Raw genomic sequence first — 13,838 nt, 5'->3', positions numbered from 1 at the left:
CGATTACGTTCGCATAACGTCGATATTTTGATATTTGCCCTTCAGATGAAACATTTTCGCCATATTGCGACGTGCAAAAAGGGCGACGAACCGAAGTCCGCCGCCCTCTCCTCAACCTGAAATCAGGTCAGGCTTAGAAGGACTTCGTGAGGTTCACGAAGGCCGTCCGTCCCAGGTAGTCGTAGCCCGAGTACAGCGGGGCGTTGCCGACCCGGTTGTAGTAGCCCGATGAGATCGTCGGCGGGTCTTCGTTCAGCAAGTTGCGTACGCCGGCGGTAACCGTCCAGCCTTCGCTCGTATATTGCACGGAGACATTGTGCTGGAAGTAGTCATCGACCTCCAGGTCGTACTGGCTAGTCGACGGATTCTGGCGATAGTAGTCGTAGCTGTCCATGCCCTGGATCCACTCGACGCCATAGCGAACGCGCCATTGATCCCAGGCATAGGATACGTCCGCCGTTCCGGTGAACTCAGGCGTGTTCAACATGCCCTTGTAGTCAATCAGCGGATCTTCAGCGAACAGCTTGCTCGACATTTCCGTGTATTGCGTCACAGCCAGGTTGAGCAGGGCCGTCCCCGGTCCAACATCCTTGCGGTAACGCACGGTGTAGTCCAGGCCCTTGACGATGTCGGTCGCCAGGTTGACGTAGCCGTTCTGCACCGTCAGCGCCAGGTCGGCCCCGCGGTCCACCAGCGAGCAGAAACCAACGCCCGCCGCGTAGTCTTCCGGATTGGAATCGTAGCACCGCTCCATGATGTTGGTCGCGCCGTACTGGGCCACGCCGTTCTCGACTTCGATTTCATAGTAGTCGACGGCGAAGGCCAGGTCGCCCCAGGCCAGCGGGAGCGGCGGCTGCAGCACCAGACCGATGGTCATATTGGTCGAGGTTTCAGCCGCCAGGCCGGCGGCGGCCCCGCCCTCGTTGATGACCGTCACGCCCTTCTTGGAGTTGAAGCCCGACGGCAAGCCGTCGGCGGCGCAGTTGGCGGCGCGGTTCGGATTGACGTCGCCGCCGGTATAGTCGTTGCAGACGTCCGCGCCTGCCGACAGGAAGCCGGTGGTGGCGCCCACGAACTGCTCGAACAGCGCCGGGGCGCGGTAGGAGGTGCCGTAGGTGCCGCGGACCGTCACCCAGTCGATCGGACGGTAGACCAGACCGATCTTGTAGGTCGTGTCGTCGCCGTAGGAGTCATAGTCCGTGTAGCGCAGCGAGGCGTTCAGCGTCAGTTCCTTGGCGAACGGCGCGTCGGCCAGCAGCGGCGCTTCGATTTCACCGAACACCTCCCACACCGAGTCGGAGCCGCGCGTGATGGCGGCCGTCGAGAAGTTGTAGGTGTTGCCGATTTGCGAGTCGTACGCCGGCGTGTCGTCGATTTCCGAGTCGCGCCATTCGGCGCCGAAGAAGCCCATCACCTTGCCGGCCGGCAGGTCAAACAGCGGACCGTCCAGACCCAGGCTGACGATCTTCTCTTCGTATTCGGTGACGCCCGTGATCGGACGGAAGACGTAGTCGACCCAATCCTTCGGCAGGACGCCGCCGATGGTCTGGGACGTCAGGGCCGGAGCCGCGACGCAGCCCGGGTTTGACGCCAGCTCGCGGCACTGGAAGCCGCCGGCGCCGTTGCTGACAACGTCCAGGCTCTCGCTCAGACGATCGGTCAGGAACTGCTGGCTGGTGTATTCCGAACGCGACTTGGAATAGCTGGCCGACAGGTCATAGCGCCATTCCGGGACGAAGAAGTCGCCCTTGATGCCGATCACGTTGCGGTTGAAACGCTGTTCCTGGGTCGAACGGTCGTTGCCGAAGCCGATGAAGGCGCGCACGCCGACGTCCTTGTCCTTGCTCAGGCCCTGATCGGCCGAGAAGGTGCTCCACGTCAGGCTGCCCGGGATCAGCGGACTGTCCTTGGCGTAGTCCAGCGCCAGCTGGCGATAGCTCGTCTGCGACGACTCGCGCACGTTCAGCAGGAACTCGCCGTAGACTTCGGCGTCGCCCAGGGCGTTCAGCTGATAGCCGGCTTCACCGTACAGGGTGGTGATGTCGACCGGCGAAATCAACGAGCGGTTCAGCATCCGATCGTCGAAGGTGTCGCGGATGTTGGAGTTCAGCGCCGCCAGGCCCTTGTCCGGGTCGTTGCGATCGACCAGATAGGCGCCGCCGACAGCTTCAAAGCCCTCCACGCCCGTGGTCGCGCCGACATTCGGGCGCCAGCGGTCGAAATAAGCGCCGTTCGCCAAAGCTCCTGCCGGCACGCCTGCGGCGGCCACCAGGTCCGGGCGCAGGGCGATCCCGCCCAGACCGGCCAGCATGGCGTCGCTGGTCAGGGCGCCAGTGCCGATGGTGTTGATCGACGAACCGTTCGACCCCGTGCCGGTGATCGGATAGCACTTCGACATTCCGGTCATCGGATCGATGTAGTCGCGGCCGTTGCGGCGGCCGTCGGTCTGGCAGCGCGTGAATTCACGGTCGCGCATGGTCAGTTCGTCACGCTCATAGCGTTCGATCGAACCGGCGGCGCGCCAGCGGTCGCCACGGGCGCCGGCCGTCAGCGACAGGCGCGTCGAGCCGCCGTTGCCGTTGGCTTCCATGGGAGCGTTGTGCTGGGCCTCGAAGATCAGGCCTTCGAAATTCTTGCGGGTCTGGATGTTGACCACGCCGGCCACGGCGTCCGAGCCGTACACCGACGAGGCGCCGTCGCGCAGGACTTCGACGCGGTCGATCATGGCGGTCGGCAGGACGTTCAGGTCGGCCGAGCCGACCGAGCCGCGCGAACCGGCCGGCGAGACGCGACGGCCGTTCAGCATCACCAGGGTGCGGCTGGGGCCCATGCCGCGCAGGCCGATCGTGTTGGCTCCCGGTCCGCCGTCCGTAACAAGGCCGCTGTAGGCGTTGGTCACTTGCGACGAACCGCCGGTGACGGCCGTGCTCTGCAGAGCTTCCGTGGTCGAGGCGAAGCCTTGCAGCGTGGCTTCTTCGCGCGTCACGACCTGGGTCGGCGACGGCGCATTGTAGTTGTCGCGACGAATGCGCGAGCCGACGACGACGATTTCATCGACTTGGGTCGCTTCCTGGTCAGTGTTCGTGGCGCTTTGAGCAAGCGCCGCCCCCGGAACAAGCATGGCCATCGACAGTGCAGCGGCTCCAGCCGCCATCGTCGTGCCAAGCAGGTAGTCTTTACGAGTGCGCATATGCCTCTGTGTACCTGTACGATTACTAATAAACATCACCACGTTCGATGAACGTAGGCGAATACCAATGTTCGACTTTACGTTTCTTGGCTGAAAGCATGGCTATGGATGCAACGACATACCATCAACCAAAATCTTTCAAAAAATCGTTGTTAGGCAGATTTGTGAGGCAATTTTGACGCTCGAATGCCGAGTTCATACCGATATATTGTCCAATTTGGACATTTTTCTCCGAAATATGTCCCCATTGAGCCATTACCGCCTCAAATGCGGCAGCCTCATCGCCTGATTATGGCGACGCTTCGTCGAAGCCGTGACGGCCGCACCGACCTCAATCTCCGCTCGCTCGACCCTAGCGCCTTGCGCGCGCGCGCATTACCTTGATGTTCATGGCCCGTTCTCCCGCGAAACCGACCAAGCCCGTCCACACGCCCAATCCCGGTCTCAGCGAGGCGCCGGTCGCCTTCGACCACGGCCGCGCGCCGATGTTTGCGCCGGTGAACGGCCCGCGCCTGACGCCTGAAGAAGCCCCCGCCGCCCCCGCCGACTGGGTTCCTCACCGCCCCGATCGACCGACCAACAAGAAGCGCATCCCCTTCCGGCTGGAGACGAAATACCAGCCCGCCGGCGACCAGCCCTCGGCCATCGCCGAACTGGTGGCCCAGGCGGACGAGGGGGATCGCGAGCAGGTGCTGCTGGGCGTCACCGGCTCGGGCAAGACCTTCACCATGGCCAAGGTCATCGAACAGACCCAGCGCCCGGCCCTGATCCTGGCCCACAACAAGACGCTGGCGGCCCAGCTTTATTCCGAGTTCAAGGCCTTCTTCCCCGACAACGCGGTCGAGTATTTCGTCAGCTACTACGACTACTACCAGCCCGAGGCCTACGTCCCGCGCACCGACACCTACATCGAGAAGGACAGCTCGATTAACGAGCAGATCGACCGGATGCGCCACGCCGCCACCCGCGCGATCCTCGAGCGGGACGACGTCATCGTCGTCGCCTCGGTCAGTTGCATCTACGGCATCGGCTCGGTCGAGACCTACACCGCCATGACCTTCAACCTGAAGGTCGGCGACCAGATCGACGAGGCCAAGCTGCGCGCCGACCTGATCGCCCTGCAGTACAAGCGCAACGACGTCCATTTCGAGCGCGGCATGTTCCGCAAGCGCGGCGACACGCTCGAAATCTTCCCCGTCCACCTGGAAGACCGCGCCTGGCGCATCAGCCTGTTCGGCGACGAGATCGAGGCCATCGACGAATTCGACCCCCTGACCGGCAAGAAGACCAATGCGCTGGACGAGGTCACCGTCTACGCCGCCAGCCATTACGTCACCCCGCGCCCGACGCTCAATCAGGCCGTCAACGGCATCAAGGCCGAGCTGAAGGAGACGCTCGACTGGATGGTCGAGAACGGCAAGCTGCTGGAGGCCCAGCGCCTCGAACAACGCACCCGCTTCGATCTGGAGATGATGGAGGCCACCGGCTCCTGCGCCGGCATCGAGAACTACAGCCGCTGGCTGACCGGCCGCGCGCCGGGCGAGCCGCCGCCCACCTTCTTCGAATACATCCCCGACAACGCCCTGCTGTTCGTGGACGAGAGCCACGTCACCGTCGGCCAGATCGGCGCCATGTTCCGCGGCGACTACCGCCGCAAGTCGACCCTGGCCGAGTACGGCTTCCGCCTGCCGTCGGCCATCGACAACCGCCCGCTGAAGTTCGAGGAATGGGACGCCATGCGGCCCCAGACCGTCTTCGTCTCGGCCACCCCCGGCGCCTGGGAGCTGGACAAGACCGGCGGCGTCTTCACCGAACAGGTCATCCGCCCCACCGGCCTGATCGACCCCCCGGTCGAGATCCGCCCCGTCTCCGGCGCGACCCGCAACCAGGTCGACGACGTCATCGACGAGGTGAAGGCCACCGCCCGCGCCGGCTACCGCTCCCTGGTCACCACCCTGACCAAGAAGATGGCCGAAGACCTGACCGAATACATGCATGAGCAAGGGGTGCGCGTCCGCTACATGCACTCCGACGTTGATACGCTGGAGCGGATCGAGATTCTGCGCGACCTGCGCCTGGGTTCATTCGACGTGCTGATCGGCATCAACCTGCTGCGCGAGGGCCTGGACATCCCCGAGTGCGGCCTGGTCGCCATCCTCGACGCGGACAAGGAGGGCTTCCTGCGCTCGGAGACCTCCCTGATCCAGACCATCGGCCGCGCCGCGCGCAACGTCGACGGCCGCGTCATCCTCTACGCCGACCGCATGACCGGCTCGATGGAGCGCGCCATCGCCGAGACCGACCGCCGCCGCGAGAAGCAGCAGGCCTACAACCTCGAACACGGCATCACGCCCGAGACGGTCAAGCGCGACATCAAGGAGATCCTCGAGAGCCCCTATGAGTCCCGCGACCTGGACCGCCTGACCCGCCCCGGCGTCGCCGAGGAGGCCAAGCCCTTCGTCGGCTCCAACTTCCAGGCCGCCCTCAAGGATCTGGAAGGCAGGATGCGCGACGCCGCCGCCAACCTCGAGTTCGAGGAAGCCGCCCGTCTGCGCGACGAGATCAAGAAGATGAAGCTCCTCGACCTCGAATTCGCCAACGAAGCCCTGACGGGCGCGGGGGAAGAGGTCGACAGGTCAGCGCCGAAACGTTGGCGGAAAGAGGCGGCGGCCGAGAAGGCGGAGGCGTTCAGGAAGGGGCGGTAAGAGTTCTCGCTTTCGGCCGCCCTTCATCCCCGATTCATGAGGCCCGATTCATGAGGCCCGATTCATGAGGCCCAGTTCATGAGGCCCAGTTCATGAGGCTTGCGGGCAACATGGCGGCGCGCCCTTGAGCTTGGCCGCAAAATGGGATGCGACCTTGCGGCGAAAATGCGGCATGGTGCGTTAAGGAGAGACGCCGATGACCAAGTCCAGCAATGAATCCGACGCCCGCGCCGCCCTGCGCGTGGTCTCCTCGCCGGAAGCCGAGGTCTATGACCTGATGCGCGCGCCCGAAACCACCGCCGAACGGGTCAAGCGCCTGCAGGCCGAAGCCCGCGCCCTGGCGCTTGAACAGGTCGAGGCCCTTGAAGTCGCCCTGTGCAACGCCGCCGACATGGCCAAGGAGATCGCCGACGGCGGCGACGCCTATCCCGTCGGCGCCCGCGAACTGGCCGCCCGCCTGGTCCAGGATCTGCCCGCCAAGGCCGAGACCATGAAGGCCATCGTGGCGAAGAGTCATTCCTGATTTAAGGGTGCTACCGCTCGCCGCGCGGCGGCTCGCTGTTTGAGCGCGCGCGAAGCGCCAGGCCGCGTCGGGTCGACCCGAAGGGCGGCGAGAAGCAGCCGCAAGGCGGAGCCTTCTGACCGCAGCCCGCTAGGAACCGAGGACGTCTTCGTACTCGGGATGGCGCTTCAGCCAGGCGACCGCATAGCTGCAATGCGGGATCAGGGTCAGCCCCTCGGCGCGAGCGTGCTCGGCCAGGGCCTGCATGAAGCGGCCCGCCGCCCCCGTCCCGCGCAGGGCCGGATGCGCCTCAACGTGCAGAATGACGCGGGCGTGGCCGCGCACCGCATACTCGGCCCAGACGGGATGCTCGGTCCCGTCCGCGTCTGCGAACATCTGCTGGAAGCGGCGGTCGGCGGCGTGGTCTTTGAAGGCGGGCACGGCGGCTCCTCCCGAATAAGTCAGTTCAGGCCGGCCGATCATTCAGCAGGGCCAGCAGACCCAGAACGCTTTTCACCGTGAACCAGATCGACACCAGCAGCAAAAGAAGCCCGAACAGCAGAAGGAACGGAATCCCGATCAGGAAGGCCGAGGCCACGGCGCTGACCGCCACCAACACCCACAGGACGGCGCTGATCCAGAACACCGACCAGAACAGCCTGATCTGCGCCTCGACGTGCTGGGCCGCCAGCCCCGTCGCCGAGCCCCGGTTCACATAGGCCAGCACCAGCCCGACCAGCACCAGCAGGTTCGCGCTGGGGATCGACAGAATATAGAGGATCCACGCCACCACGGCGCCGTCTCGGCCCGCGACGGGCGCGGCGGTGTTCTGATCGCTCATGACGGCGGGCCTTTCAGTAAAAGAGACGACGCGGCTCGGCGATGGGTCGCCCGGTCAGCAGATCCTTCAGCCCCAGGGCGCCGCGCACGATGGTCCACACCGCCATGACGAACAGGACGAAGACCCCGACGTTGACCAGAATCAGCACCGCCCCGGCGATGATGGCGACCACCGCCGCGAGCAGGGTCCGCTGCTGGAAGACGAAGTGGCTGCGCAGCATCGGATCGACGGGCGCGGGCCGACGCCACACGCGCAGCAGGCCGATCGCCGCCGCCGCGCCGAAGGTCGGCGCCGCCAGCAGGATCAGGGCGTAACCCGCATAGAGACCCGTCAGATCGGCCGAGACCTCGCCGCCGCTGTTGCTGCTGTAATCGCCGGACTGAACCATCGGAACCTCTTGTCAGGCCGGGATGATGGCGGGACGGACGATCCCGCGCAACCGGCCTCAGCGCGAATAGGCGACTTCGCAGGCGGCGGCCGCCGCATCGGGAATGGCGCCGGGCTTCTCGACCCGCACGACGACGCTCAGCACGCGCGGATCGGCCAGGCAGGCGACGGCGACGCGCTCGGCGAAGGTCTCGATCAGGGCGATGTGCGGCCCGGCCGCCAACTCGCGCACGATGCGGGCCACGCCGTCATAGTCCAGCGTATCGGCCAGCCGCTCGACCGGCGCGGCGCCCAGGTCGAGTTCGACGTCCACCACCAGGGGCTGCAGCCGCCCATGCTCATGATCATAGAAGCCGATAGAGGCCTCGACCTTCAGGGCGCGGACCATGACCTTCAGGCCCAGGCGGCGCGGTTCGACGGACGGCAGGGGGGTGACGACGGCGCTCAAGACCAGGTCTCCGGCGGCAGAAGATCATTGATGCTGAAATCGGCCCGGTCGCACCAGGCGCCCAACTCCCAGGCCCGCTCCGCCTCGGTCAGGCCGCGCGTCAGAACGGTGTTGGTCGGCGTCTCCTCGATGGCCAGTTCGGCCAGGCGGAACGGCAGGCCCTCGGCGGCCAGGATGGCCTCCAGCTTGCGCCACAGGGCGATGACCAGGGCCTCGGTCGTCGGATCCCCGTCCACGGTCAGCACCTGGTTCAGGCGATGCGGCTCGTGCTGCTGGAACCAGGCCAGCAGGGGGTCGGCGCGGTTCAGCTGGAAGGCGTGGTCCAGGCTGCGGTCGACGAAACCGTGCCAGCGCGCCTTCAGCCGCTCGAACGAGGCTGCGTAATTGGCCCCGCCGAAGGCAATCTCTGCCGTCGGCTCCAGCGTCACCGTCACGAACTCATTGTGCCCATGCGGCACGGCGCATTTCGACCCCGCATCGGCGATCAGCCGGTGCGCCATCGAGAAGCGGCGAGTGAAACGGACAGCAGGCATGAAGGTCTCAGGATGAATGGCGGCAGCTAAAGCACCAACCTATCGGCAAATAAAGGTCATGTGACGACGAACGCCTTCAGGCGAATTCCAGATCGCGTTCGCGGCGGGTCAGGCCGGCGCCGGCGTCCACCACCAGGTTCTGCCCCGTCAGGCTGCGCGCCGTCAGGATGAAGGTCAGGGCGGCCGCCAGATCCTCGACCGCCACCGGCCGCTTCAGCGGCGTGGCCTCGGCCCCCGCCTGATAGTCGGCCTCGGGCCATCCGGCGGAAGGCAGGGTCAGACCCGGCGCGATGCCGCAGACCCGGATGCGCGGCGCCAGGGCCAGGGCTAAGGCCCCGGTCATATGGGCGATGCCCACGCGGCTGACGGTATAGGAGAAGAAGTCGGGGTTCGGCGCCGTGACCTTATAGTCCAGCATATTGACCACCACGCCCTCGTCCCCGTCAGGCAGGCGCGCGGCGAAGTCCCGGATCAGGGCCAGGGGCGCCAGGACGTTGACCTCGTGATGAAGGCGCAGGTCCGCCTCCTGGAAGGTCTCCAGCTGGTCATAGACAAACAGGGAGGCGTTGTTGACCAGCGCCCGCAACGGCCCGAAGGCGGCGGCCTGATCCATCAGGGCGGCGCGCGCCCCGGCGTCCGTCAGCTCGGCCTGGACGGCGACGGCGCGCCGTCCCATGGCCTCGATGCCCTGGACCACGGCCTGCGCGCCTTGCGCGTCCGAGCGATAGTGGACGACGACGTCATGGCCCGCCTGGGCCGCCGCCTTCGTCAACACCGCCCCGATCCGGCGCGAGGCGGCCGTGACCAGCGCCACGCCCCTCGAAGGGGCGTCAGCCGACCTGGGCTCAGTCAACCCGGCCGAACTCGAAGTAGTTGAAGGCGGCGACGACGGCGATGAAGGCGAAGATGGTGGCGATGGCCAGCATGATGGGTCTCCTGTTCCGCCCCCGAATAGGGGCAAGCGCGCCCCTGTTCAAGCCGCCCGGCGACAGCCTATCGTTCCCGCATGGCAAACTGGCGCACCCGCATCGAACCTTTCACCCGACCGCTGTTCTTCGCCTGGTCGCGGATGAGCCGGGGGATGACGCTGGGCGTGCGCGGCGCGGCGGTCGACGGCGAGGAGCGGGTGCTGCTGGTCAAGCACACCTATCTGGAAGGCTGGTGGTTGCCCGGCGGCGGGGTGGACAAGGGCGAGACGACGCAAGCCGCCGTCATCCGCGAACTGCGCGAGGAAGCCGGACTGATCGTCCGGGGCGAGCCGCGCCTGCTGTCGGTGCACTCCAATGAGCGCTTCTTTCCGGGGGATCATGTTCTGGTCTTTCGCATCGACGCCTTCGACCTGACCGAGCGCACCAGCCACGGCGAGATCGCCGAGATCGGCTGGTTTCACCCCGACGCCCTGCCCGAAGACACAACCCGCGCCACCCGCGACCGTCTGGCCGAGATATTCGACGGCGCCGCACCCGATCCGAACTGGTGAGACCGCCGATGCAGCTTCCCGTCCTCGCCCTGCTGGCCATGATCCTGGGCGGCGCCGCCACCGCTCTGCAGGGACCGACCAATGCGCGGCTGGCCAGCGCCGTCGGCTCGCCGGTCAATGCGGCGCTCGTCTCCTTCTTCGTGGGAACCGTCGCCCTGGCCCTCGTCGCCGTGACGCTGCAGGCCCGGCCGGACGTGCAGGCGATGAAGGCCCTGCCCGCCTGGGCCTGGCTGGGCGGCCTTTACGGCTGCGTCTTCGTGGTGGCCGCCGCCTGGGGCGTGCCCAAGATCGGCGTGGCGCTGACCATCACCCTGATGGTGGCGGGCCAGCTGGCGTTGAGCCTCATACTCGACCACTTCGGCGTCATGGGCGTGCCTCAGCAGTCGATCAGCCTGACCCGCGTCGCCGGGGTGCTGCTGGTGATCGGCGGGGTGCTTCTGGTCCGGCGCGGCTGAGCCTATATCCCGCCTGATGACCGACCCGACACCCGACATCCCGGAGACGCCCGACTCGCAGGCGAACGCCCTTCCGCTTCAGGCCGCCGAACTGATCGCGGACGAAGCCCGGCGCGCGCCTGACAAGCCCGGCGTCTATCGGATGTATGGCGAGGACGGCGCCTGCCTCTATGTCGGCAAGGCCAAGTCGCTGAAGAAGCGGGTGGTTCAATATGCGCAAGGCCGGTTCCACACCCAGCGCATCGGCCTGATGGTGTCGCTGACCCGTTCGATGGAGCTGGTGGTCACGGCGTCCGAGACCGAGGCCCTGCTGCTCGAATCCAACTTCATCAAGAAGCTGAAGCCGCGCTTCAACGTCCTGCTGCGCGACGACAAGTCCTTCGCCGAACTGATGATCCGCCGCGACCACCGCGCGCCCCAGGTCCGCAAGCACCGCGGCGCCCATACGATTCCCGGCGACTACTTCGGTCCCTTCGCCTCGACCTGGGCGGTCAACCACACGCTGAACACGCTTCAGAAGGCCTTCCTGCTGCGGTCCTGTTCGGACAGCGTTTACGAGACCCGCACCCGCCCCTGCATGCTGCACCAGATCAAGCGCTGCTCGGCGCCCTGCACCGGCCTGATCTCGCTGGAGGATTACGGCGATCTGGTCACGGAGGCGGAGCAGTTCCTGCGCGGCAAGTCGCGCGCCGTCATCGGCCGTCTGTCCGCCGAAATGCAGGCGGCCTCCGACGACCTCGACTTCGAAACCGCCGCCCGGGTGCGCGACCGTATCCGCGCCCTGTCGGCCATCGCCATGGAGAACAGCGTCAACGCCGAAGGCGTGGCCGAGGCCGACGTCTTCGCCCTGCACGCCGAGGGCGGTCAGGCCTGCGTTCAGGTCTTCTTCTATCGCGCGGGCCAGAACTGGGGCGGCCGCGCCTATTTCCCGCGCGTGGACAAGAGCGACAGCGACCCGGAAATCCTCGCCGCCTTTCTGGGGCAGTTCTATGAGGACAAGCCGGTCCCGCGCCTGATCCTGTCCAACGTCCGCCCGCATGAGCTGGAACTGCTGGAAGAAGCCTTCAGCATGAAGGCCGAACACAAGGTCGAAATCGCCCGCCCCCAACGCGGCGGCAAGGCCAGTCTGGTCGACCACGCCCTGACCAACGCCCGCGAGGCGCTGGGCCGCAAGCTGGCCGAGAACTCGGCCCAGTCGAAGATTCTGGACGAGGTGTGCGAGGCCTTCGGCCTGGACGCCCCGCCCGAGCGGATCGAGGTCTATGACAACGCCCATATTCAGGGGACCAACGCCGTCGGCGGCATGGTCGTCGCAGGGCCGGAGGGCTTCCGCAAGAACCAGTACCGCAAGTTCAACATCCGGGGCGAAGATCTGACGCCCGGCGACGACTACGGCATGATGCGCGAGGTCATGCGCCGCCGCTTCGGCAAGATGGTCAAGGACGAGGAAGCGGGCGAGGCGGTCGAGCGCCCCGACCTGCTGCTGGTCGACGGCGGGGCGGGCCAGCTGGCCGAGGTGCTGGCCGTCATGGCCGATCTGGGCGTCGACGACATCGCCGTGGTCGGCGTGGCCAAGGGGCCGGACCGCGACGCGGGCAAGGAGCATTTCTTCATGCCCGGCAAGCCGCCCTTCATGCTGCCGCTGAAGAGCCCGGCCCTCTACTATATCCAGCGGCTGCGGGACGAGGCGCACCGCTTCGCCAACGGCGCCCACGCCAAGCGCCGCTCCATGGACATCAAGAAGAACCCGCTGGACGAAATCGAGGGCGTCGGGCCGGGGCGCAAGAAGGCCCTGCTGCACGCCTTCGGCTCGGCCAAGGGGGTCGGCCGCGCCTCGGTCGCCGATCTGGTCAAGGTGGACGGCGTCAGCCAGGCGCTGGCCGAACGCATCCACGGCTTCTTTCACAAGTCGTGAGGGACGCCGATTTCGGGTTGAGCGACCAACCGTCGCGGGTCTAGGAAACGCTTCATGACCAACGAATTGACCAAGGGCTATCACCGCTTCCGCCAGAACCGGTGGCCGTCCGAACGCGCCGAATACGAAGCCCTGGCCGCCAACGGTCAGAAGCCGCACACCCTGGTCGTGGCCTGTTCCGACAGCCGCGCCGACCCGGCGCTGATCTTCGACACGGCGCCGGGCGAACTGTTCGTGGTGCGCAACGTCGCCAATCTGGTCCCTCCCTATCAGCCCGACGGCAAGCTGCACGGCGTCTCGGCGGCGCTGGAGTTCGGCGTCAATGTGCTGAAGGTCAAACACGTCGTCGTCATGGGCCACGCTTCCTGCGGCGGGGTGAACGCCATGCTGAACGGCGCCCCGGCCAACTGTCAGGACTTCGTCGCCCCGTGGGTCGAGCAGGCCGCCCCCAGCGTGCGCCGCGCGGTCGAGGCCCTGCCCGCCGAACAGGTCGAGTGCGCCGCCGAAGAAGCCGTGGTGCGCCTGTCGTTGGACAATCTGCGCACCTTCCCCTGGATCGCGGAGAAGGAGGCGGCGGGCGAACTGAAGCTCAGCGGCCTGCATTTCGGCATCGCGCTGGGCATCCTGTCCAAGCTGACGGGACCGGGACGGTTCGAGCGGCTGGACTGAGGCGTTCGGTCCGGCGCGGCGCCCTCGCCTCTGGCCGCGAACCGTGGCACACCCGGCGTGTTGCAACGGAAGACGTCATGGCCCCTGCCTACAAAGCCATCCCCAACATCCTGACCAGCCTGCGCCTTGCGGCGGGGATCGTCATGTTCCTGCTGCTGGCGGGCGCGACCAGCGGCTTCCCCTTCGTCTCGGCCTGGCTGAGCCCCGACGACCAGTTCGCCATGTACCGGACGGGCTTCTGGATCTTCGTCATCGCCGCCTCGACGGACTGGATCGACGGCTATCTGGCCCGTCGCTGGAACGCCACGACGCGCTGGGGCGCCATCCTGGACCCGATCGCTGACAAGATTCTTGTGACAGGCGCCGTATTGGGCGTGCTGACCTCGGGTTCGGTGCAGCAGATCATCATTCCGTGCGGCCTGATCCTGTTCCGCGAGTTCGCGGTCTCGGCCTTGCGCGAGACCATGGCGGGGCGCATCAACCTGCCTGTCACCCTGGCCGCCAAGTGGAAGACGACGTTGCAGATGGTGGCGCTGGGCTGCCAGCTGTTCGCTCGCAACTGGGACGGCTGGGGTCTGCCGTTCGACTATCTGCCAGCCTTCCAGCTGTTCTCGGACGCCCTGATCTGGCTGGCCGCCATCGTCACCCTGTGGACCGGCTGGCAGTATTTCAGCGCAGCGCAAAAGCAGATGCGGGATCTGTAGTCTCCTTCT

Annotated in this window: 15 protein-coding genes; 7 read left to right on the top strand and 8 right to left on the bottom strand. The window is 66.4% G+C overall.

Annotated elements, in window-relative coordinates:
• Positions 1-133: 133 nt before the first annotated feature.
• Positions 134-3,190 (bottom strand): TonB-dependent receptor domain-containing protein, encoded by a 3,057-nt coding sequence (locus tag EGK63_RS06750; RefSeq protein ID WP_125900521.1) that lies wholly within the window; start codon positions 3,188-3,190, stop codon positions 134-136.
• A 389-nt stretch (positions 3,191-3,579) separates the two neighbouring features.
• Here EGK63_RS06750 and uvrB point away from each other — a divergent pair, with 389 nt between their 5' ends.
• Both uvrB and EGK63_RS06740 read left to right on the top strand, forming a co-directional pair.
• Positions 3,580-5,895, top strand: coding sequence for an excinuclease ABC subunit UvrB (gene uvrB, locus EGK63_RS06745; RefSeq protein ID WP_243637606.1), 2,316 nt, complete (start codon positions 3,580-3,582; stop codon positions 5,893-5,895).
• A 196-nt stretch (positions 5,896-6,091) separates the two neighbouring features.
• Entirely contained in the window at positions 6,092-6,418 is a 327-nt protein-coding gene (locus EGK63_RS06740) for a hypothetical protein (RefSeq protein ID WP_125900519.1), read from the top strand.
• A gap of 129 nt (positions 6,419-6,547) precedes the next feature.
• On the opposite strand, the gene EGK63_RS06735 is transcribed toward EGK63_RS06740, so the two are convergent.
• The 7 genes from EGK63_RS06735 to EGK63_RS16885 form a co-directional block, all read right to left on the bottom strand.
• Positions 6,548-6,838, bottom strand: coding sequence for a GNAT family N-acetyltransferase (locus EGK63_RS06735; RefSeq protein WP_125900518.1), 291 nt, complete (start codon positions 6,836-6,838; stop codon positions 6,548-6,550).
• A 25-nt stretch (positions 6,839-6,863) separates the two neighbouring features.
• On the bottom strand, positions 6,864-7,238 hold the full coding sequence (locus EGK63_RS06730) for a hypothetical protein (RefSeq protein ID WP_125900517.1): 375 nt from the start codon (positions 7,236-7,238) through the stop codon (positions 6,864-6,866).
• A gap of 13 nt (positions 7,239-7,251) precedes the next feature.
• Entirely contained in the window at positions 7,252-7,626 is a 375-nt protein-coding gene (locus tag EGK63_RS06725) for a serine/threonine protein kinase (protein ID WP_125900516.1), read from the bottom strand.
• Positions 7,627-7,683: 57 nt separating this feature from the next.
• Complete coding sequence (gene folB, locus EGK63_RS06720; RefSeq protein ID WP_125900515.1) at positions 7,684-8,073, bottom strand: dihydroneopterin aldolase; 390 nt, start codon at positions 8,071-8,073, stop codon at positions 7,684-7,686.
• The gene (locus EGK63_RS06715) at positions 8,070-8,606 is read right to left on the bottom strand and encodes a 6-carboxytetrahydropterin synthase (RefSeq protein WP_003166110.1); all 537 of its coding nucleotides are present in this window, start codon (positions 8,604-8,606) and stop codon (positions 8,070-8,072) included. Before EGK63_RS06715 ends, folB begins: the two co-directional genes overlap by 4 nt.
• Positions 8,607-8,682: 76 nt before the next feature.
• On the bottom strand, positions 8,683-9,420 hold the full coding sequence (locus EGK63_RS06710; protein WP_125900514.1) for an SDR family NAD(P)-dependent oxidoreductase: 738 nt from the start codon (positions 9,418-9,420) through the stop codon (positions 8,683-8,685).
• A gap of 31 nt (positions 9,421-9,451) precedes the next feature.
• Positions 9,452-9,583, bottom strand: a complete 132-nt coding sequence (locus tag EGK63_RS16885; protein ID WP_003166112.1) for a hypothetical protein — start codon at positions 9,581-9,583, stop codon at positions 9,452-9,454.
• 29 nt (positions 9,584-9,612) lie between these two features.
• Between EGK63_RS16885 and EGK63_RS06705 the strand changes: the two genes are divergently transcribed.
• The 5 genes from EGK63_RS06705 (at position 9,613) to pgsA (ending at position 13,829) form a co-directional block, all read left to right on the top strand.
• Positions 9,613-10,086: an NUDIX domain-containing protein gene (locus tag EGK63_RS06705; RefSeq protein ID WP_125900513.1), complete on the top strand. Its 474-nt coding sequence runs from the start codon at positions 9,613-9,615 to the stop codon at positions 10,084-10,086.
• A gap of 8 nt (positions 10,087-10,094) precedes the next feature.
• Positions 10,095-10,541, top strand: a complete 447-nt coding sequence (locus tag EGK63_RS06700; protein WP_125900512.1) for a DMT family transporter — start codon at positions 10,095-10,097, stop codon at positions 10,539-10,541.
• A 16-nt stretch (positions 10,542-10,557) separates the two neighbouring features.
• Complete coding sequence (gene uvrC / locus EGK63_RS06695) at positions 10,558-12,456, top strand: excinuclease ABC subunit UvrC (protein ID WP_125900511.1); 1,899 nt, start codon at positions 10,558-10,560, stop codon at positions 12,454-12,456.
• Between the two features lie 54 nt (positions 12,457-12,510).
• Positions 12,511-13,125, top strand: coding sequence for a carbonic anhydrase (locus EGK63_RS06690; RefSeq protein ID WP_087138988.1), 615 nt, complete (start codon positions 12,511-12,513; stop codon positions 13,123-13,125).
• 77 nt (positions 13,126-13,202) lie between these two features.
• A complete protein-coding gene (gene pgsA / locus EGK63_RS06685; protein WP_003166118.1) occupies positions 13,203-13,829 on the top strand; it encodes a CDP-diacylglycerol--glycerol-3-phosphate 3-phosphatidyltransferase in 627 nt (208 codons plus the stop codon).
• Positions 13,830-13,838: the final 9 nt, after the last annotated feature.

It is taken from the genome of Brevundimonas sp. 357 (genome assembly GCF_003938605.1).
Classification (GTDB): domain Bacteria; phylum Pseudomonadota; class Alphaproteobacteria; order Caulobacterales; family Caulobacteraceae; genus Brevundimonas.
Note: the sequence above shows the minus strand (reverse complement) of the source record. Positions and strands in the feature narration are given on the sequence as shown.